The organism is Vibrio sp. B1-2, assembly GCF_963888445.1.
Lineage (GTDB): Bacteria > Pseudomonadota > Gammaproteobacteria > Enterobacterales > Vibrionaceae > Vibrio > Vibrio anguillarum.
In genome coordinates, this window is sequence record NZ_CAWPJH010000033.1 from 209,071 (window position 1) to 229,122 (window position 20,052).

The 20,052-nt window shown below is 45.0% G+C and carries 16 protein-coding genes; 10 read left to right on the top strand and 6 right to left on the bottom strand.

Features of this window, described 5'->3' with window-relative positions; translation table 11 throughout:
* The first annotated feature begins 61 nt into the window (after nucleotides 1-61).
* From apbC to AACQ75_RS10875, 3 genes are all read left to right on the top strand, one after another.
* Nucleotides 62-1,138 (top strand): iron-sulfur cluster carrier protein ApbC, encoded by a 1,077-nt coding sequence (gene apbC, locus AACQ75_RS10865; protein WP_017050589.1) that lies wholly within the window; start codon nucleotides 62-64, stop codon nucleotides 1,136-1,138.
* A gap of 192 nt (nucleotides 1,139-1,330) precedes the next feature.
* Complete coding sequence (gene udk, locus AACQ75_RS10870) at nucleotides 1,331-1,972, top strand: uridine kinase (protein WP_010320672.1); 642 nt, start codon at nucleotides 1,331-1,333, stop codon at nucleotides 1,970-1,972.
* Between the two features lie 81 nt (nucleotides 1,973-2,053).
* Entirely contained in the window at nucleotides 2,054-4,180 is a 2,127-nt protein-coding gene (locus tag AACQ75_RS10875; RefSeq protein ID WP_170888636.1) for an AsmA family protein, read from the top strand.
* Nucleotides 4,181-4,241: 61 nt separating this feature from the next.
* Here AACQ75_RS10875 and cobO read toward each other — a convergent pair whose 3' ends face one another.
* The 5 genes from cobO to AACQ75_RS10900 all read right to left on the bottom strand — a co-directional run bounded on the left by cobO (nucleotide 4,242) and on the right by AACQ75_RS10900 (nucleotide 9,348).
* On the bottom strand, nucleotides 4,242-4,847 hold the full coding sequence (gene cobO, locus AACQ75_RS10880; protein WP_170888637.1) for a cob(I)yrinic acid a,c-diamide adenosyltransferase: 606 nt from the start codon (nucleotides 4,845-4,847) through the stop codon (nucleotides 4,242-4,244).
* Between the two features lie 129 nt (nucleotides 4,848-4,976).
* A complete protein-coding gene (locus AACQ75_RS10885; protein ID WP_170888638.1) occupies nucleotides 4,977-6,251 on the bottom strand; it encodes an outer membrane protein transport protein in 1,275 nt (424 codons plus the stop codon).
* A 301-nt stretch (nucleotides 6,252-6,552) separates the two neighbouring features.
* Nucleotides 6,553-7,836, bottom strand: a complete 1,284-nt coding sequence (locus AACQ75_RS10890) for an outer membrane protein transport protein (protein WP_026027727.1) — start codon at nucleotides 7,834-7,836, stop codon at nucleotides 6,553-6,555.
* A 245-nt stretch (nucleotides 7,837-8,081) separates the two neighbouring features.
* Entirely contained in the window at nucleotides 8,082-8,807 is a 726-nt protein-coding gene (locus AACQ75_RS10895) for a DUF3379 domain-containing protein (protein WP_017044335.1), read from the bottom strand.
* Nucleotides 8,800-9,348, bottom strand: a complete 549-nt coding sequence (locus AACQ75_RS10900) for a sigma-70 family RNA polymerase sigma factor (protein WP_088717986.1) — start codon at nucleotides 9,346-9,348, stop codon at nucleotides 8,800-8,802. Before AACQ75_RS10900 ends, AACQ75_RS10895 begins: the two co-directional genes overlap by 8 nt.
* Before the next feature lie 688 nt (nucleotides 9,349-10,036).
* Here AACQ75_RS10900 and fadI point away from each other — a divergent pair.
* The 3 genes from fadI to AACQ75_RS10915 all read left to right on the top strand — a co-directional run bounded on the left by fadI (nucleotide 10,037) and on the right by AACQ75_RS10915 (nucleotide 14,166).
* A complete protein-coding gene (gene fadI, locus AACQ75_RS10905) occupies nucleotides 10,037-11,344 on the top strand; it encodes an acetyl-CoA C-acyltransferase FadI (RefSeq protein WP_170888639.1) in 1,308 nt (435 codons plus the stop codon).
* Entirely contained in the window at nucleotides 11,344-13,467 is a 2,124-nt protein-coding gene (gene fadJ, locus AACQ75_RS10910) for a fatty acid oxidation complex subunit alpha FadJ (RefSeq protein WP_170888640.1), read from the top strand. The genes fadI and fadJ overlap by 1 nt, the downstream gene beginning before the upstream one ends.
* 150 nt (nucleotides 13,468-13,617) lie before the next feature.
* Nucleotides 13,618-14,166, top strand: a complete 549-nt coding sequence (locus AACQ75_RS10915; RefSeq protein WP_170888641.1) for an NAD(P)H nitroreductase — start codon at nucleotides 13,618-13,620, stop codon at nucleotides 14,164-14,166.
* A gap of 61 nt (nucleotides 14,167-14,227) precedes the next feature.
* Here AACQ75_RS10915 and AACQ75_RS10920 read toward each other — a convergent pair whose 3' ends face one another.
* Nucleotides 14,228-15,103 carry a LysR family transcriptional regulator gene (locus AACQ75_RS10920; protein WP_026027659.1) on the bottom strand — a complete coding sequence of 292 codons (876 nt, stop codon included), beginning with the start codon at nucleotides 15,101-15,103 and terminating at the stop codon, nucleotides 14,228-14,230.
* 256 nt (nucleotides 15,104-15,359) lie between these two features.
* On the opposite strand from AACQ75_RS10920, the gene AACQ75_RS10925 reads away from it, so the two are divergent.
* From AACQ75_RS10925 to dnaX, 4 genes are all read left to right on the top strand, one after another.
* The gene (locus AACQ75_RS10925) at nucleotides 15,360-16,478 is read left to right on the top strand and encodes a response regulator (RefSeq protein ID WP_170888642.1); all 1,119 of its coding nucleotides are present in this window, start codon (nucleotides 15,360-15,362) and stop codon (nucleotides 16,476-16,478) included.
* 331 nt (nucleotides 16,479-16,809) lie between these two features.
* Nucleotides 16,810-17,175, top strand: coding sequence for a YbaN family protein (locus AACQ75_RS10930; protein ID WP_017044101.1), 366 nt, complete (start codon nucleotides 16,810-16,812; stop codon nucleotides 17,173-17,175).
* A gap of 157 nt (nucleotides 17,176-17,332) precedes the next feature.
* Nucleotides 17,333-17,878 carry an adenine phosphoribosyltransferase gene (gene apt / locus AACQ75_RS10935; RefSeq protein WP_013857239.1) on the top strand — a complete coding sequence of 182 codons (546 nt, stop codon included), beginning with the start codon at nucleotides 17,333-17,335 and terminating at the stop codon, nucleotides 17,876-17,878.
* A 21-nt stretch (nucleotides 17,879-17,899) separates the two neighbouring features.
* Nucleotides 17,900-20,044: a DNA polymerase III subunit gamma/tau gene (dnaX, locus tag AACQ75_RS10940; protein WP_170888643.1), complete on the top strand. Its 2,145-nt coding sequence runs from the start codon at nucleotides 17,900-17,902 to the stop codon at nucleotides 20,042-20,044.
* Nucleotides 20,045-20,052: the final 8 nt, after the last annotated feature.

Here is a 20,052-nt window from a genome sequence, read left to right on the forward strand (position 1 = left end):
CAACTTTTTTGGGGTTCAGTCTGACAATAGAGAGTGATAGCATGAGCAAAAAGGAGAAGCTATGCAGCCGTTCACATCTAAACAAGATTTTTGCGATTGGTTAAACCAATTTGAACACCCTCATCTTATTGCGGGGTGGGCAAACCAGCCTCATTGGGTTTCGGTTACAACAGCGGGACGTTTGACGGTTCATATTCCATTTGCCGCTAAAAATCTGCTGGATGAGCTTTCCGAATGGGTCATCTCCAAGCAGCAAACCGATGCGCTTGCTCCATTCAGTGTTGAGATAATCATTGCGCCGAAAGCGCTAGCGACGACGGTCGCTCATAGTGTTAATGGTGTTAAAAATATTATTGCGGTGACTTCAGCCAAAGGGGGCGTCGGCAAATCAACCACCGCCGTCAATCTTGCTCTAGCCATTGCTCAATCTGGGGCGAAAGTTGGCTTGTTGGATGCGGATATTTATGGCCCTTCAGTGCCAATGATGCTTGGCAAGCAAGAAGCAAAGCCAGATGTGCGTGATAATAAGTGGATGCAGCCCGTTGAGGCATTTGGCATTTTCAGCCATTCGATTGGCTATCTGGTTGATAAATCTGAAGCGGCGATTTGGCGCGGGCCCATGGCATCGAAAGCACTGGCGCAATTGCTCAATGAAACCGAGTGGCCAGATGTGGATTATCTGGTCATCGACATGCCACCGGGGACAGGTGATATTCAACTCACCTTGTCACAACAAATTCCGGTAACGGGCGCGGTGATCGTCACCACTCCGCAAGATCTGGCACTAGCGGATGCGCGCAAAGGGGCGGCCATGTTCGAAAAAGTCGACGTTCCGGTTATCGGGCTTATTGAAAATATGAGCTATCACATCTGCAGTCATTGTGGAGAGAAAGAGCATATCTTTGGTGTCGGTGGCGCGCAGAAACTGGCCAGTGAATATGGGTTGGCGCTGCTTGCACAAATTCCTCTGCACATTGCCCTGCGTGAAGACATCGACCAAGGTCGTCCTACCGTGGTTGCTCAACCAGAAAGTGAGCATACACAGCGTTATCTTCAACTGGCGGAACGAGTCTGTTCAAGCCTATATTGGCAAGGAAAGCCTAAGCCAGATGCAATCAGTTTTACATTGGTAGACTAGTGCTGGTCCACAGTGCTGTGAAAGTAGCACTGTGGTGATCTCTTCTGAAATACGACGAAAACGTTTGCTTGGTAGTTTGTTATTCAAACCTCTTCCAAAGTCTAAATCGAGACTGGTATCAGGTGGTTGAAGTCCCTATAATCGGGCAGTTTATCTATTTTCATCACCAAACCATCACCGGGTGCAAAAATAATGTCTGAGAATAATCAATGCGTCATCGTAGGTATTGCTGGCGCTTCAGCTTCTGGAAAAAGCCTGATTGCAAGCACGATTTATAACGAACTTCGTGCCAAAGTAGGCGACCACCAAATTGGTGTGATTACGGAAGATTGCTATTACAACGACCAAAGCCATCTCAGTATGGAAGAGCGCGTTAAGACAAACTACGACCACCCGAATGCACTTGACCATGATCTACTTTGCCAACATTTAGAACAATTAACCCGTGGCGAAGCGGTTGAAGTGCCAGAGTACAGCTACACTGAGCATACTCGCACCGCGAATACAACGCTATTAACACCCAAGAAAGTGATTATTTTAGAAGGTATTTTACTGCTGACAGACCCACGTTTACGTGACTTAATGCATGCGACCGTATTTATGGACACTCCGCTTGATATCTGTTTATTACGCCGAGTGAAGCGTGATGTAGAAGAGCGTGGCCGCACCATGGATTCGGTATTGAAGCAATACCAAAAAACGGTTCGCCCTATGTTTATGCAGTTTATCGAACCGTCAAAACAGTACGCGGACATTATCGTTCCTCGTGGCGGTAAAAACCGTATCGCCATTGATGTATTAAAAGCCCACATCGCGAAATTGTTGAAATCTTAACTTTTGTGGTCTTTATTTTTAAGCAGACAAGTGGCACTTTAGGTGCCACTTTCTTTTTCTAATTAAGCAAGGAAAAAGCTGATGAAAAAACTGTTTCTTTTCATTGCCATTATCATCGGCGCGTTAATCGCTGCCGCGCTCGCACTTGTCCTGTTGGTCAATCCTAACCAATTTAAGCCCTTGATTGTAGAACAAGCCAAACAGAAAACGGGGCTGGACTTAGTCATTGAAGGAGATATCAGTTGGAGTTTCTTCCCTTCGCTTGGCTTTGAGCTGGGCAAAACTGAACTCAGAAATCCACAAGGTTTCAGCGCTCCAAACCTGTTTAAAGTCGATCAAGTTGGTATTGAAATTTCGGTGATGCCATTGCTGGATAAGCAACTGGAAATTGGCAACATCCGCCTAAATGGTGCTGAGTTCCATCTTGAAACCCTTAAAGATGGCCGTTCAAACTTAGATAGCTTAACTCAAGCCGCGCCTCAACCAGCCGCCTCTTCCGCCGTAAACGAAACAAAACCAGCACAAGAAGAGACAAGCAGCGTCAATGCGAGCAATTCTGTTCAAGAGTGGACGATTAACTTAGCGGGCGTTAGCGTCGAAAACGCATTACTGGAAATACAAGACCGCAAAGCCGGTACACATACCAAGCTGTATGACGTGGCGGTCAATCTTTCAGAGTTTGCGGTGGACAAATGGACGTCAGCGACTTTTGCCGCCAAAGGTAAAAATAACCAACAAAGCTTTGCCGCAGAAGGGCGAGCTGAATTCAAATTAGCCGCTGGTTTCAAGGATTATGCGCTGAAGAACGTTGTGCTTGATGCGAGCTTTAATGACCCATCAAACCAGATTGATTCTGCGAAGATTGAATTAGCCACGTTCGAGTTTGATAAGAAGAATGCGCTGTCATTCAGCGTGAAAGGAAAGGTAGCGGATTTAAAACTTGATGCGAAGGGGAGTGCGCAACTAACTCTCGATAAAGCCATGAGCTTGGTGAAGATTGATACGCTGGTGCTGGATACCAATCTAGAAGGAACCAGTTTGCCACAAAGCCCAATGCAGATCGGTTTAACTTCGAACATTCGTTTTGATCTCTCTAAAAACCAACTGGATGTCTTACTCAGTAAATTAACCGCAAATGCATTAGAATTTGATGGTGATGTCAAAGTGACGTTGGCTGAGATCCCTAAAATCCGCTTCAATATGCATAGCCCAAATATCGATTTGGATGAATTTTTAGGGCTTACGAATCCAGCAACGGCAAGCAGTGCCGTGAGTGAAAGTAAGGCATCGTCAGGCTCAACGTCAGCAGCGCCTGCTACGGTGATCGCTGAAGTGGAACCGGATCTCAGTGCATTAAAAACGTTGGATGTGCAAGGCAAGGTCACCATAGACAAGTTCAAAGCTAATAATGCTCGATTACAGAATGTGCAAACCAGTTTTAGCGTCGATCGTGGAATTATGAATTTAACCTCATTCAGTGCCAACCTTTACCAAGGTACGATTCAAGCGACCGCTCAACTGGATGCAACCAAAGTACCTGCCACTTATAGCGCTAAAAAAAGCGTTAAGGGAGTACAGGTGCTGCCGCTATTAAAAGATGTACTCAATAATGAGATGTTACAAGGTACGGGTAACATTGATGTGGATGTAAAGGGCCGCAGTTTGACGCCAACGGGCATTCAACAAAACCTTGTCGGAACCGTGAACATCAACTTTGCCGATGGTGCAGTCAACGGTATTAACATTGCTCACCTTATCCGTAGCAATTACGCCAAAATTAAAGGTAAGAAAGTTGATGACGACCCAGTGAAGAAAACCGATTTTAGCGCCATGACCGCTACGCTGAAATTGAACAAAGGGGAAGTCACCACCAATAACCTCGCCATGCAATCACCACTGTTGCGTATTCGTGGTGAGGGTAAAGCGAATTATCTGCAACAAACGGTTGATTTCTTGGTGAGCACTTCTGTGGTGGGAACGCTAGAGGGGCAAGGTGGCAAAGACATTGATGAGCTGCGAGACGTCACGATTCCTATCAACATCTCAGGGCAATGGAGCGATCCTAAATTCAAATTGGTTTTTGATGATGTGTTAAGACAAAAAGCGGAAAAAGAGATTGACCGTGGCTTGGAAAAGCTCGGCGTTGAGATAAAAGACGAGAAAACCAAGAAAGCGGTTGATGGCTTATTAAAAAGTCTTTTTAAGTAATTTACTGGGTTGATTTCATTATGATTGATCAAGCCTCCTCGATTTAGAGGAGGCTTTTTTATCACCAGTCGATGCCTTTTCGTGCTTTGATGCCCGACTCAAAGGCGTGTTTCACATTTTTGACTTCCGACACCGTATCGGCGATTTCAATCAAGCTGCGGTGTGCTCCTCGGCCCGTGATCACCACCGACTGCATTGTTGGCCGTGTTGTTAAGGCTTCAATCACTTCGTCTAATTCGATATAGCCATAGCTCACCATGTAGGTCAGCTCATCAAACAACACCACATCAATCGACTCATCTTTAAGCATGCGTTTGCACTCTTGCCAAACCCCTTGCGCCGCTGCGGTATCGGCTTCTTTATTTTGTGTTTCCCAAGTAAAGCCCGTCGCCATGACTTGAAATTCGACGCCCAGTTTTTCAAGCAGATTACGTTCACCGTTTTCCCAGGTTCCTTTAATGAACTGAGCTACCGAACATTTCAAACCGTGGCCTACAGCGCGCGCAATGCTGCCAAAACCTGAGGTAGATTTCCCTTTGCCATTGCCGGTAATGATCAATAACAACCCTTTCTCTTGCTGGGCCGCGGCAATTCGTGCATCGACTTGCTCTTTTACTTTCTGTTGTCTCGCTTTATGGCGTTCATTTTTAATTTCTTCAGTCGACATGCTCAATCCTGTTCATTAATAGCGTTGCCGCTATCATAGCTCAACTACTTGGCAGCAAAAACCATCGAAATTACAAGGAATAAAAAAGCCAGAGCAGTGCTCTGGCCTCTGGGAGTATCTCTAATGAGTTTAGAAGCGATAATTGGCTTGTGCGCCGATAAGCCAAACATTACCCGTCGTTGTACCAGAAAATTGGCCTCCAACGGCTTGCGCTGCATCATCTGAAGCATAACCACGAGATTCCACAATCTTGGCATCTTTGGCAAAAATGTAAGTAAAGCCAGTGTCTACGGTGAATTGCTCCGTGAATGCATACTCCGCACCAACGCTTAACCAAGTTCGATCAGTTTCAGGGATGGTAATGGTACGGTTTTTATCGTTAACTGCCGCCATATCGTAAGCAATGCCTGTACGCAGTGCTAATTTTGCATCGACTTGGTAAGTAGCACCCAGAGCAAAACGGTAATTGTCTTCCCAGTTTTCTTCTTTAACCATCACCGAGCCAAGAGTGTTTAAATCCGCTTCAAGCTTTTCGAAACTGCTCCAATCGGTCCAGTTAATACTGGCATGTAGTGCCAGCTGTTCACTTAGTTGGTGGTAGCTAGCCAGTTCAGCGGTGGCAGGCATAGTGAGCATCATTGAACCTGTATCATTCACTACCTTGCCCGATTCTTTCGAAAATATATTCGCTGTGCCAGTAAGCTTTAGGTCAACTTCGGATTTATAAGTAAAGCCAATGCGATTGCTATCATTGATCTGCCATGCCGTACCCACTTGCCAACCCCAAGCTTTATCTTCACCTTCCATGTACTTTAGTGTTGTACCTTGTGGAAGAGGCTTAGTTTGAGCCGGAGAGGTCGCACCGAAATGGCCTTCTCCAATCACATAACGAATGCCACCGCCAACGGTAACCGCATCAGTGAGTTGGTAGCCGATGTTGGCATTGACTTCCATTGTTTTAACCATCGCTTGATTACCAAAGTGGCTCGCGCTGAAATTACGGTCAAGCTCGGTCTCCATGCCATAGTTAGTACCGAGTGCTAAACCTAGTACCATTTTATCGTTCACTTGATGTGAGAGGTAAAAATTGGGGATGACGGCATCATTTGCGAAGTCATTTGAGCTTGCTTCTAATGCGCCGTTGATTTTTCCATTCACATCAACATTCGGATTAACGTAAATTGCACCAACAGAAATTTGCGTACCTTTCAAATAAGTCAGCATGGCAGGGTTACGCCATTGTGCACTGGCGTTATCAGCCATAGCCGCTTCACCGGCGTAAGCACGCCCAAGGCCCGTTGCAGAGTATTCTGCCAATTGGAAACCGGCGGCTTGAGATGCGTTTGATACGCTGAATAGCCCACATGCCACTGCAAGTGAAAGAAGAGTTTTATTTGATTTCATTATAATGTTCGCTGAAATATTTGAATTCGGTGTGGGGATTTTAAGGTTAGAGCTAATGCTTTAAAAATATAAAGCAGTGAATTTGTTGTTTTTGAAATTAAAATCTATTAAAGGTTTAATTATAAGCGTAATACTCTGCTTGTTATGAAAGTGTTTCTGATTTTTGGCGAACACTTGTAGTGTGGTTTAAGGCCCCAAAGGTACAGTTGTTAGCTGAATTAGGCGAGAAGATGATATTACAAGCATTAAAAAGGGCTGGAAAACCAGCCCTTTATTGACGCTATGCTAATAAACGTTGCGCTTAGAAGCTGCGGCTATATTGTAAGCCAACTAGGATTGCATCTGCGTGAGTCGTTGCCGTCAAAACAGTACCAGCCGAATTCTCAGTCACTTGTACATCCTTACCAAGTAGGTAAGTGAAACCAAAGTCTACATTAGATCGCTCATCAACTTCGTAAGTAAAACCAGCAGAGAGCCATTGGCGATCTGAGTCTGGCACTGAGACTGAAGTTAAAGAATCTTGTGCGCTGGTGTCATACATATAACCAGCACGTAAAGTCCAATCGCTGTTTAGGTAGTAAGTTCCACCTATCGCATAGTGCCAACCATCTTGCCACTTATACTCTTTATCATAGCTACCATTAGTTAGAGCACCTACTGTTGAACGAGAAGAATCTAAATTTCTAAAATCAATTTTGTCGAATGAACTCCAACCAATCCATTGGACACTATAATGCACTGCAAACTGTGTCTCTTTGATTTTATGAAAACCAGAGAATTCAGCAATATCAGGCAATGGTAGGGTAATTTCTTGTCCATAATCGTCCTTAGCTGTGAATTCAGGACTGTAGTGGTATCCGAAGCCAAATCGATTATTTTCATCTAATTCATACACCGTACCCAAATTAAATCCGACCGCCCAGCCATCAGCTTTGTCGACATTTATTAATGAGGTTCCCTTAGCTGGAATAACCTTACTTCCAATTATCATTGTATTGGCAGGAAATCCCTCGCCTGTTGTACGCTTCATGGTGCCTTGACCATAAATTAAATCTAACCCGGCCCCTATACTCCATGATGAGTTTATACGGTATGAACCAGCCAAACCGAAATTAAAACTTTTAACATCGGTTAAGCCTCCATACTCTGCCGCAGGGTAGTTATCAGAAAATTCTGTTTTGGTACCAAAGTTAGTATAAGCGTTTACACCCCAAGCAAATTTATCGTCCACAGGAACAACTAGATGGATGTTTGGTGCAATGGATGTTCCGCCAACGTCATCAGTGTCTTCGATATCGATAGCGTTTTTGAAAACGCCTGTATATTGAGTGTTTTTTACATCAATCATCGTTGTGATGGATTCAAAGCCCAAAGAGAGTGAGGTTTCATCAAACAACGCCATTGCGGCAGGGTTACGAGCCATCACCGATGCGTTATCGGCAATAACAGCATCACCAGCAAATGCACGACCTAGGCCAGTCGCAGATTGTGCATTGAGCTGAAAGCCCGCTGCCAGTGCTTGTTGTGAAGCGAGAGCTACCGTTACGGCAAGTAACGATTTTTTAAACAGACGCGTCTTGTTCATGGTGCTTTTCCTTTTTGATTTCATCGCCTCTAATGGACGTTGTTTTTGAGCAAATGCTCAATTGGTGGCTGATACTAGAGGCAAGTATAGAAGATAGAAATCCGACCATTGTCTAATTGAATGATAAAATTGCAGAAATGATGTCTATTTGGCAGGAAAAAGGCGGAAAATGCTTGTTTATAGAGTTTAAGCTCTATTTTTGTCTAGGGAACCTGGCCCGCATTATATACAGGCCAGGAATGGTTTTAATGGGAAGGTTTTAGCATAGGCATTAGTTTTTTAGCGATGTTCGTGACATCTTCGCCATTTTCACCGACAAGGATCAGGCTAGCATCACCGACGGGTTCGATGATTCCTGCCATGCCTTGCTCATTAAAGTTCACGGCTTGTTCACTGGCAATGCCTGTGAAAAAGAGCGTCACTTTCCCGCTTTCACCTTGAAAAACCATGTGCAGAGCGTTTGCCTTGCCAAAACCACAGTGGTTTAGGTAATAAACGTGGTAAGGGAAGTTACTGCTTAACTGATAAGCGAATGGCAGCATTTTGGCGTTGATCTGCGTTGAATTCACTTGTTCATCCAGTTGGTTGACAAAGCCTTCTTCATCAATGACGTGTTTGATGGCGGTGTCCATTAGGCTTGCCTGCGCCGGTGGAATGAGCACATTTCGCCAATTGATTTGGCCAACCAATAAACCAAACACAAAAGCAATCGATGCAGCCAATGTCATCGCTTGCTTGGCAAAAGTAGGTCGGATGACATTGCTTGCCATTGTGGTTTGACTAAATAGAATACGGTCTGCGAGATCGTCAGGCACGTCTACATTCATTGCAGTAGCAATCGTTGCATCTAAGCTCAATATGTCCTCTAGGAACTGACGATTAGTATCACTAGTGGATGCCGCTTGGATAATCTCTTGGTCATGCTGTTTTGGATCGGACATAACTCGGCGGCGAAATTCTAATTCATCCATTTTGCTGCCCCTTATACGCTTCTGATGAATCCAATTGTTCTTTTAATTGATTACGAGCTCGAAACAGACGAGTCATGACCGTGTTCTTATTGAGTTCGAGGATCTCGCCAATTTCATCACCACTAAAACCACCAATGACTTGTAGGAAAAGAGGTTCGCGGTATTCAATATCCAGCTTCATTATCTGTGCCTGCAACCACTCTTGTTGATGATGAGGATCATCGTTGACTTTTACGTCACCGCTGTAGTCATCAATATCGACCAACTCAAACTGCTTGCGCTCAAAGCGGCGCGCGTTCTCGCGACGAAGAATAGTTATAAGCCACGATTTGGCCGCTTTCTCGTCGAGCAAACTATCGAGAGATTTCCAAGCCCTCAAGCAGGTTTCTTGGACTAAATCTTCAGCAATGCTTTTATCTTTACATAGCCAATAGGCATAACGAAAAAGATCTCGGTGATAAGCACGCACAAGCGTTTCATATTTTCTCTGTCTGTCAATATTACTATTGACCGGGCTGCTGGACTTTTTCTTTCCAAACATGGTTATTATCGACACATGAGTCTCCGTTTGCTCTGTGATTTCTTCTTTGTTTAGGCCATTTTATGGTCGTCTTGCGATGAACGCTTCGCGTATTCGTTCGCTTTCGATCCGTTCAAGTTGTTCGGTAACATCAATTCAAGCGTCGACGGCTTTTTAATTTCATAGTATGGAATAAATCAATATAAAATTGATCTACTTCAAAATCTCATAGCACGAAGTGGCTATAGTACACCTTGTCATCTCGTTAGTCATTGCGACTAACATGTTGAGCAAGATGACACTTCCTTTTGAAGGCTGACTTTACTTTCTCCTAATCAGGAAACTGATTATTTCAATTGGCGTAAGTTAATTGCTTTATATATTCCGACCACACATTATTGTGTGGTTTTTTTTTGCTTATATACCCTTCCTACTTGAAGCCGCAGCGGTGTTGGCTACGTTCGTTCACCCCAATCACATAGTTTGCCTATGCTCATGGGGACTCACTCACTTGCCGTCTACCTGCAACTCCAAGTTGCTTGGGTATAACTCCATTATTCATTTAAAGATTAAGTGATTATCCATCTCCTTTCCCTACATTACTTTCTTCGATTCGATGCGAATATCACGTTTATTTAAACACTTGTTTGATTGTTTTAACAACCTCGTTACAATGTGCCAGGTCAGACCTCTATTCTAAGGAGAAACAATGGGCAAACAGGAAGTCAAAACGCGCTCTGGTGAGCGTGTGGCTATCGTCGCGGGGTTGCGTACCCCTTTTGCGCGTCAAAGTACCGAATTTAGTCAAGTTCCTGCAGTCGATTTAGGCAAGATGGTGGTGAGTGAACTGCTTGCGCGAACGGAACTCGATCCTAAATTGATCGAACAACTCGTCTTTGGACAAGTCGTGCAAATGCCTGAGGCACCAAACATCGCGCGTGAGATCGTTTTAGGCACAGGAATGAGCATCCATACCGATGCGTACAGCATTACACGAGCGTGCGCTACCAGTTTTCAGGCGGCGGTGAATGTGGCTGAAAGCATAATGGCTGGCACGATTGATATTGGTATGGCTGGTGGTGCCGATTCGTCTTCCGTTTTGCCGATTGGAGTGTCTAAAAAATTAGCCGCTAGCTTACTCGCTTTAAGTAAAACCAAAACCGTTGCTCAGAAACTCAGCATCTTAAAATCATTATCTTTTAAAGATTTAATGCCAGTCCCCCCCGCGGTCGCTGAATATTCAACGGGCCTTTCGATGGGGCAAACGGCTGAGCAGATGGCAAAATCTCATCACATAAGCCGACTGGATCAAGATGCTTTGGCACATCGTTCTCACTCTCTAGCTTCACAAGCTTGGAAAGAGGGCAAAATCCAAGGCGAAGTCATGACGGCATTCCCAGAGCCCTATAAAAAGTGGATCGCTGAAGATAACAATATTCGTCATGACTCGACTCTGGAAGGTTATGCCAAGTTACGTCCAGCGTTTGATAGGCAATATGGTAGCGTGACGGCCGCCAACAGCACACCACTCACCGATGGAGCAGCCGCTATTCTTTTAATGCGCGAAGGCCGTGCTAAAGAGCTTGGTTTGGAGATTATGGGTTATATCCGTTCTTACGCTTTTTCAGCGATTGGTGTTGAACACGATATGTTAATGGGGCCGTCTTATGCGACACCGTTAGCCTTACAACGTGCAGGTATTGAGCTTTCCGATCTCACATTGATTGACATGCATGAAGCGTTTGCCGCGCAAACCCTCTCTAATATGAAAATGTTCGCCAGTGATAAGTTTGCACAGGAACATCTTGGTCGAGCAAAAGCGATTGGCGAAATTGATATGGATAAATTTAATGTGCTAGGTGGTTCTATTGCGTATGGTCACCCCTTTGCGGCGACGGGTGCGCGCATGATCACACAAACACTGCGTGAACTAAAACGACGTGGTGGTGGTTTAGGGCTGAATACCGCTTGTGCAGCGGGTGGTTTGGGCGCGGCAATGATTTTGGAGGTTGAATAATGAGCACAGAGAGAGCTTTTCATTTAACAATTGATGAACAAAATATTGCGTGGCTGGCGATTGATGTTCCCGGCGAAAAAATGAATACGCTACAAGCGGCGTTTGCCCAAGAGATGCAAGAGGTTTTTGCGACCTTGGAGGCTCAAAAAACCAGCCTAAAGGGGATGGTGATTCACTCGCTTAAGCCAGATAATTTCATTGCTGGAGCGGATGTCCGTATGCTGAACGCTTGCCAATCGGCCAGCGAAGCACAAGCATTGGCCAAGCAAGGTCAGGAGATGTTTCAAACCTTATCGGATTTGCCATTCCCAGTGGTTGCCGCGATTCATGGCCCATGCTTAGGTGGTGGTTTAGAGCTGGCGCTGGCTTGTCACTACCGGGTGTGCAGCGACGCGGACATCACGCGTTTGGGTTTGCCCGAAGTGCAATTAGGCTTGCTGCCAGGCTCCGGTGGAACGCAGCGGTTGCCGCGTTTGATTGGTTTGTTACCTTCTCTTGACTTGATTTTGACGGGTAAACAGCTGCGCGCAAAAAAAGCAAAACAGCTGGGTGTTATTGATGCTTGCGTAGCAGAGACTATCTTGCTGGATGTGGCCAAGAAGTATGTACTCGATAATTCTGGGAAAAAACGTCATCAGGTCAATACGTCGACCAAAGAGAAATTAATTTCTCATACGCAGCTTGGTCGCAAATTAATTTTTGATCAGGCCGCTAAAAAGACTAAGCAAAAAACACGAGGTAATTACCCAGCTGCAGACGCGATTTTAGAGGTGATCCGCCACGGTTTAGATCGTGGTTTTAAAGCCGGGTTAGAGCTTGAAGCGAAGCGATTTGGTGATTTGGTGATGAGCTCGGAATCCAAAGCACTGCGCTCGATTTTCTTTGCCACCACAGAAATGAAAAAAGAGACGGGCAGCGACGCAAAACCTCAAACCGTGAAACGTATCGGCGTATTGGGCGGTGGTTTAATGGGGGCAGGGATCAGCCATGTTAGCGTTGCAAAAGCCAAGGTTCCCGTACGAATCAAAGATGTTTCGAATGATGGGGTATTAAACGCGCTCAATTACAACTACAAATTATTCGATAAACAGCGCAAGCGTCGCATTTTATCCAAAGCGCAGATGCAAACAAAAATGGCGCAATTGTCTGGCGGGATTGATTTTACCAGCTATCAGCATATCGATGTTGTCATTGAAGCGGTATTTGAAGATCTCACGCTTAAGCAGCAAATGGTGGCTGATGTTGAAGCGAATGCCAAAACCAGCACCATTTTTGCGACGAATACTTCTTCGCTTCCAATCCAGAAAATTGCAGCGAAGGCGGCGCGTCCAGAGAATGTGATTGGATTGCACTATTTCAGTCCTGTTGAAAAAATGCCTCTGGTGGAAGTGATCCCTCATCAAACCACATCGCAAGAGACGATAGCCACAGTGGTGGCCTTGGCGAAAAAACAGGGCAAAACGCCGATTGTGGTCAAAGATTGCGCTGGTTTTTATGTTAACCGTATCCTTGCACCTTACATGAATGAAGCGGCGCAGATCCTGATGGCGGGTGAGTCGATTGAAAAGATAGATACGGCTTTACTCGATTTCGGTTTCCCAGTCGGCCCTATCACGTTATTGGACGAAGTGGGCATTGATGTTGGCTCGAAAATCATGCCAATTCTAGTGCAAGAACTCGGCCCACGTTTTCAAGGACCAGACGTATTTGATTTGCTGCTCAATGACAATCGCAAAGGGCGTAAAAGTGGTAAGGGATTCTATACCTATAAAGGTAAGAAAAAAGAAATCGACAAATCTATCTATAAATTGCTGAAAATAACGCCAGATGCCAAGCAGAGTGATAAGGAGATCGCGCTGCGTTGCGTGCTACTTATGCTGAATGAAGCCGTACGTTGTTTGGATGAGGGCGTAATTCGTTGTGCGCGAGATGGCGATATTGGTGCGATTTTCGGTATCGGTTTCCCGCCGTTTTTGGGCGGCCCATTCCGTTACATAGACCAAATTGGTATCAAGAAATTAGTGGAAATGATGAATCAACATGCTGAGAAGTATGGCGATAAATTCGCTCCTTGTGATGGGCTACTGACTCGAGCTGGGGTTGAAGCACGTTTTTATCCGTAGTCATCTCGGCTGTTTTCATTCATATGTTTGCTTAAATTAGGCGAGGGAATATCCTCGCTTTTTTCATTTATAGCCAATGAGGTCATCTCTTTATGCGAGTTATTCTCAGTTTGGTATAAGATTATGGAAAATCATCAATAAGGAATCGAAATGGATGCACTAGAGTTGCTGCTTAACCGTCGTTCAATCGCCAATCTCACATCGCCTGCACCTGAAGGCCTGGTCTTGGAAAATATTATTAGAGCAGGCTTGCGAGCGCCCGATCATGGCGGTTTAACCCCTTGGCGTTTCGTGATTGCTCAGGGAGCGGGTTTGCAAAAGTTGTCGGGCATTTTGGCGTTTGCTGTGCGAGCGGATAACGGCAGTGATGCAGAGATAGAAAAAGCGAAAAATGCACCGTTTCGAGCACCCATGGTAATCACAGTGATCGCGAAAGTTACGGAGCATGAAAAGGTGCCAGCGATTGAACAGCATCTCTCTGCGGGATGCGCAGTACAAGCGATGCAAATGGCTGCGGTAGCCCAAGGTTTTCAAGGTTTCTGGCGTTCGGGAAGCTGGATGTTCCACTCTCACGTTCGGCAAGCACTAGGTGCTAAGGGCGATGATCAAATCGTTGGTTTCTTATACCTAGGAACTGCAGGATGCACGCCAATGAAAGTGCCTGAACGTGATTTGAGTAAATTTATTGAGTTTCTATAGCGAGTTTATTGACTATCTGCCGCTGCGATAACTCATGGCCCAGCAATGCTGGGCCTAAAATCTAGTGGATGTGATAGGCAATCACAAAATCAATAAATAGCCTGACTTTTTCAGGTAGATGATCCTTGTGGTTATACAGCATATAAATATCACGAGGGTTGGAAACCCAGTCTTCCAGTACTCTGACTAAGCTGCCTTCTTCGATAAATTCTTTAATCATCACGTCTGGCATTAAGGTGATACCCAGCCCCTCAGAGCAAGCGCTGCGCACTACGTTTAAAGCGTTGGCCTGAAAACGACCAGTATCACAATTGACCACGCATTCCCCTTTATTGTTGGTCAACTGCCATTTTACTAGAGGATATCCCTTCAATAATGAATGATTACTGAGCTCTTCGGCATGAGTTGGTGCAGGGTGTTTCGCTAAATACCCTGGGCTTGCGACTAACACATCTTTCACTTCATTAATTTTTCGCGCAATTAAACTGGAGTCTCGTTGAGGGCCAACTCTAAAAATGACATCCCATTCGGTTGGGTCGAGTTGATCGGCCTGATTGCTGGTGGTCAGTTCTATGTTGATATCTGGGTACTGCATCATGAAGGCATTGAAGATAGGCATCATCATGCGTTTCGTGACATTAGATGGTGACGATATTCTTAGTTTGCCTGAAGCGCCACGACATTCATCGGTGAGCTCTTCTGCTGTTGCAGCTAAGCGATGCAGCAACGGTGAGCACTCTTGAAAAAAACGTTCACCCGCTTCAGTCAGCGAAAGTTTTCGAGCATGGCGATTCAACAACCTAAGATTCAGAGAATCTTCCAATGCTTGAATGCGTCGGGTAATGGTCGCAACGGGGATCATTGTTTTACGAGAAGTTGCGGTATAGCTTCCATTTTCGACAACCAGTCGAAAGAGGTTTAGGTCATCTAATTTCATTGTTCCTGACACATTATTTTTCGAATTTGAGTAATTTATACGTATATCATTTGTCAAATCTTGAGTCATATCAACTTGTTTGACGAAAGTAACATTCCGTACAATCCATACATAGCCCATATATATAGTATGCAACCGGGTTACAAAGTGGAACATTTGTATAAATCTTATTTTGCGACTACTTTATAAAGTAACCTATCAATTTATCCTATAACAATAAAATGACTGCTTTTTAAAAGCATTGTGAGGCAGGATTATGTATAAATCTCACATTCAGGCTAGTGAGTTCTTGGCGAAAAAACCTTCAGATAATCAGCATGTCGAGCAAAAACTGATCATGCTCGTTGATGATGACCCAATTTTTAGGCGAATAACCAGTGGTTATTTGTCGGCTCAAGGCTATAAAGTGCTTGAAGCTGAAAATGGCTTAGAAGGGTTGCGCAAGTTAAAAGATGCGGAGCCTGACCTTGTTGTGTGTGACTTAGCAATGCCAGTACTGAACGGTATTGAGTTTGTTGAGGAGGTGAGCCTTGAGTATCCCTCGCTGCCACTGATTGTGGTCTCTGCAACTGATGAAATGGCTGATGTTGCAAAAGTGCTGCGATTTGGTGTTAAGGATTTTCTTCCTAAACCGATTGGTAACCACCAGTATTTAAGCAGTGCAATAGAAAGTACGCTCGAAGATACGTTCAGTCGTTTATCTGATCAGCGCGATTTTTCGACGCAGTGGTTCCGGGTTGACGATGGTGGTGATATTCCAGAAGAGCAAGAGTTGCATTGGCATCTGGAGTATTTACGAGAAAACCCCAGTACCGCGAAAGATTTGCTGCACGCGTTATTGCCAGAAAAGGATACTTCACAAGGCAGTTGGAAGTGTAGTTACCGTCTTTTACAATCGGCGGATGTGATGCCGCTGGTATTTGACTATGCGTGGTTGATGAACGGGCAGTTTGCCTTTTACTTGGTCGATTCAGATGCCCATTATGAAAATAGTGTGGCTTCAACATTGCTCGTTCGTGCTCTGTTTCACGATTATCTTCGCAACTTAAAAAGCTTCAGTGCCGATCTGAAAGACCTTGCCGACATACTGGAAAAAGGTATTGAATGCTCAGAGTGTGCTAATCCAATCAACGCGGTATTCGGTATTGCGGATTTAAGCGAAGGTACACTCTCTATCCTGCCAGCTGGGCTCGACAGTCAATGGTCAAATGGCTACTTAACTCAACATATTGCTGCGGGTTTTAGCCTTGGGCAGAACTGTTTAAAAAACTTTATCACTAAAGATTTACCGATCAACTCAACTTGTCAGCTATCAACTAATCGCTTAGGTTCGAGTAGTTTCAAACTCAATATTTACCAAGGTGGCAGCAGTTAATAACCTTATCTTTAGTCGGTGTTTGCGGTGATTTGTTTGAGGTATAGTTCGCGTCTAGAACAACAATCACCCAATTCGTTTACGTTACATTAACTTTGTTTATGGTGCCAAAACGAACGGAGTCATCCAACACTAGAGAAGTTATGATGGAAGAGCAGAATTTTAAAGAACCTTACAACATTTTTTATTTTTTAGGCTTTATTGCCGTACTTTCGATCCCTACATTGCCAGCAATACTGACTTGGATCCGTGTGTTTAATGGTTATTCAACTTTCTAAGTTGGATAGTACGTTGGGAGTTCACCATCAATATTCGTCATTTTCTTCTTACGGTGGCTGGTGGGCTCTGCCTTCTGTTAGGCGTGATAGGCATATTCTTACCGCTACTCCCTACAACACCTTTCATACTCCTTGCTAGCGCTTGCTTCTTACGAAGTAGCCCTCGTTTTCATGCTTGGTTGCATCAACATCAGACGCTAGGCCCAATACTGGATAATTGGCAGCAACATGGCGCTGTTTCGCGGCAAGTGAAACAACGGGGATGTTTGTGGATTATTCTAAGCTTTATTTTTTCCATCTGGGTTGTCCCACACTTTTGGCTCAAAATTATGTTGTTTACTATGCTTGTGGTCCTGATCACTTGGTTTATTCGACTTCCCACTCATGAGCAGGTTGCTAACCAACAAGAAAATCACTAGCATTATGGGGAAGTGTGCCCATTCTTCGAATGGGCGTTTGTTTTTTCAGCGGCTAAGATATTGTGGCTTATCTATGTTGCTGAGAGCTCACGCTCTATCATTCTGATACGTAAATGTATCGTGAGAAATGAAGAGCCAATCTAAGTAAATGTAAGTTATGACAACCGAAACTATCTCTTTGATCAAATCGAGCATTCAAAGCATCCCTAACTACCCAAAACCTGGCATTTTGTTTCGTGATGTAACTAGCCTGCTAGAGGATGCAAAAGCCTATCAAGCAACCATTGCTTTATTAGTCGAAAAATATAAAGACATGGGCTTTACCAAAGTTGTGGGTACAGAAGCGCGTGGTTTCCTATTTGGCGCGCCATTGGCTTTAGAGCTTGGTTTGGGGTTTGTACCTGTACGTAAGCCGGGTAAGTTACCACGCGAAACGTTAGCCCAATCTTACGAATTGGAATACGGTACTGACACATTAGAAATTCACGTTGATGCGATCAAACAAGGTGATAAAGTGCTGGTGGTGGATGATCTACTGGCAACGGGTGGTACGATTGAAGCGACGACTAAATTGATCCGCCAGCTTGGTGGTGAAGTCGAGCACGCGGCTTTTGTCATCAACCTGCCTGAAATTGGCGGAGACAAACGTTTACAAGGTTTGGGCCTGAACGTTTATAGTATTTGTGAATTTGAAGGTCACTAAGCTAATCAACTGGACGTACTCATGAGTTATCTTGCCTTAGCGCGAAAATGGCGACCAACAAAATTTAATGAGGTGGTGGGACAAGCACATGTCTTAACTGCACTAGAAAATGCGTTGGCCCAAAATAGATTGCACCATGCGTATTTATTCAGCGGTACACGTGGTGTCGGCAAGACGACGATTGGTCGCTTGTTTGCCAAGGGGTTAAACTGTGAAACAGGTATTACGGCCACACCTTGTGGCCAATGTGATACTTGCCGAGAGATTGACCAAGGCCGTTTTGTTGATCTTTTAGAAATAGATGCGGCATCACGAACCAAAGTCGAAGATACGCGCGAATTACTTGATAACGTGCAATACAAGCCTGCTCGCGGTCGCTTCAAGGTGTACTTAATCGATGAAGTACACATGCTGTCGCGCCACAGTTTTAACGCTTTGCTTAAAACGTTGGAAGAGCCGCCTGAGTACGTGAAATTCTTGCTCGCTACGACAGATCCGCAAAAGCTGCCGGTTACGATTTTATCGCGCTGCTTACAGTTTCATCTTAAGCCGATCAGTGTTGAAAATATCCACGATCAGCTTGAGCATGTTTTAGCGGCAGAGCAGATCTCTTGTGAAGCGAGAGCATTAAGAATGATCGCTCATGCTGCCGATGGTAGTATGCGTGATGCACTTAGCTTAACTGATCAAGCGATAGCACTAGGTAATAACCAGGTGATGGCCGATGTAGTCGCCCCAATGCTTGGCACGCTAGACACAGATCAAGCACTCCATTTACTGCAAGCCATTAGCAGTAAACAGCCTCAAACGGCGATGGATAGCGTTGCACATTTAGCACAAAATGGTGTGGATTGGGATGGATTACTACAACAACTCGCGGCGCAGTTACACCGTATTGCGATGTATCAAGCGTTGCCAGCAACACTGGACAAAACCCAACCTGACTCAGAGAAAGTGCAACTGCTCAGCAAAGCACTGAGCCCACAAGATGTGCAGCTCTATTATCAAATTGCTTTAAAAGGACGTGAAGATTTAGCACTTTCGCCAACCGCTCGAACTGGGCTGGAAATGATTGTGCTACGTATGATGGCGTTTCGTCCTGCTTCTGTATCGTTGGTGAATACGTTCAGTACTGAAGTGAGTTCAGATGTCGCAGTGCCAAGCCACGGCACTCCTTCACTACAACCCGCATCAGCGGCAACGCCTCTAACTGAACCTAAGCAAACGTCGGTGGCTCCCGTATCGGACAGTCAGGTTAATGAGCCGCAAAGGCATGAGGATACTCAGCCTGATTATGGCATCGTTCAAGATTACGATAACCGCTATGCGGATATGAATGATGACATGTCCAGTGCAATGGAATATGCCCCAGAATCGTATGAGCCTGCACCAGTTCCTCAACCACCAGCACCTTCTTCAGCTCCACGTCCCTCACCGATTGCAGGGCTGCGACACCAGTTGCGTTCACAGCGCCAAGGGGTTGCTCTGCCAGCAAAAGGAGTGAATGAAACAAAGAGCAACGGGACAAAAAAGCCTAATGCGGCATCGACTAAATCTGAATCTGTGCTTGAGCGTGTTGCCTCGCATGGAAAATCAGCTCGAGTGTCGCCTTTGTCCACATCCATTCCTGAGGCTGTCCCAACTTTGGACAACGAGCCTTATCAGTGGCGTCCAACGCTGCAACCTGTGGTGGTTGAACAACAAAAAACAGAGCTGACACCGACACAAATTAAGCAAGCGCTAGAACATATTAAAACGCCAGAGATGGCAGAAAAGTTACTTGCAGAATCGATAGAACAAGATGAGTGGGCAGCTCTGATCCACCAGCTCGATATTGCCAAGTTAGTGGAACAATTAGCACTTAATTCTGTCTACCACAAATCGGGCTCATCAATCGAGCTAGTGCTGCGGCCAAGTCAGGCCCATCTTAATACCGATAAAGCACAAAGCGAGTTGTTAGAAGCGCTCAATGAGACATTAGCTGAAGAGTGCCACCTTAGCGTGACAATTGGTGAGCAAGGTGAGACTCCATTGGAGCTTAGAGAGCGTCTTTACCAACTCAAATTAGAGCAAGCATTGAACAGCTTGGAGGCCGACCCTCACGTAATGTTCTTCAAGCGACGTTTTGATGCGGAACTTGATCGCGACAGTGTGCGGCCGATTTAATCAATTAA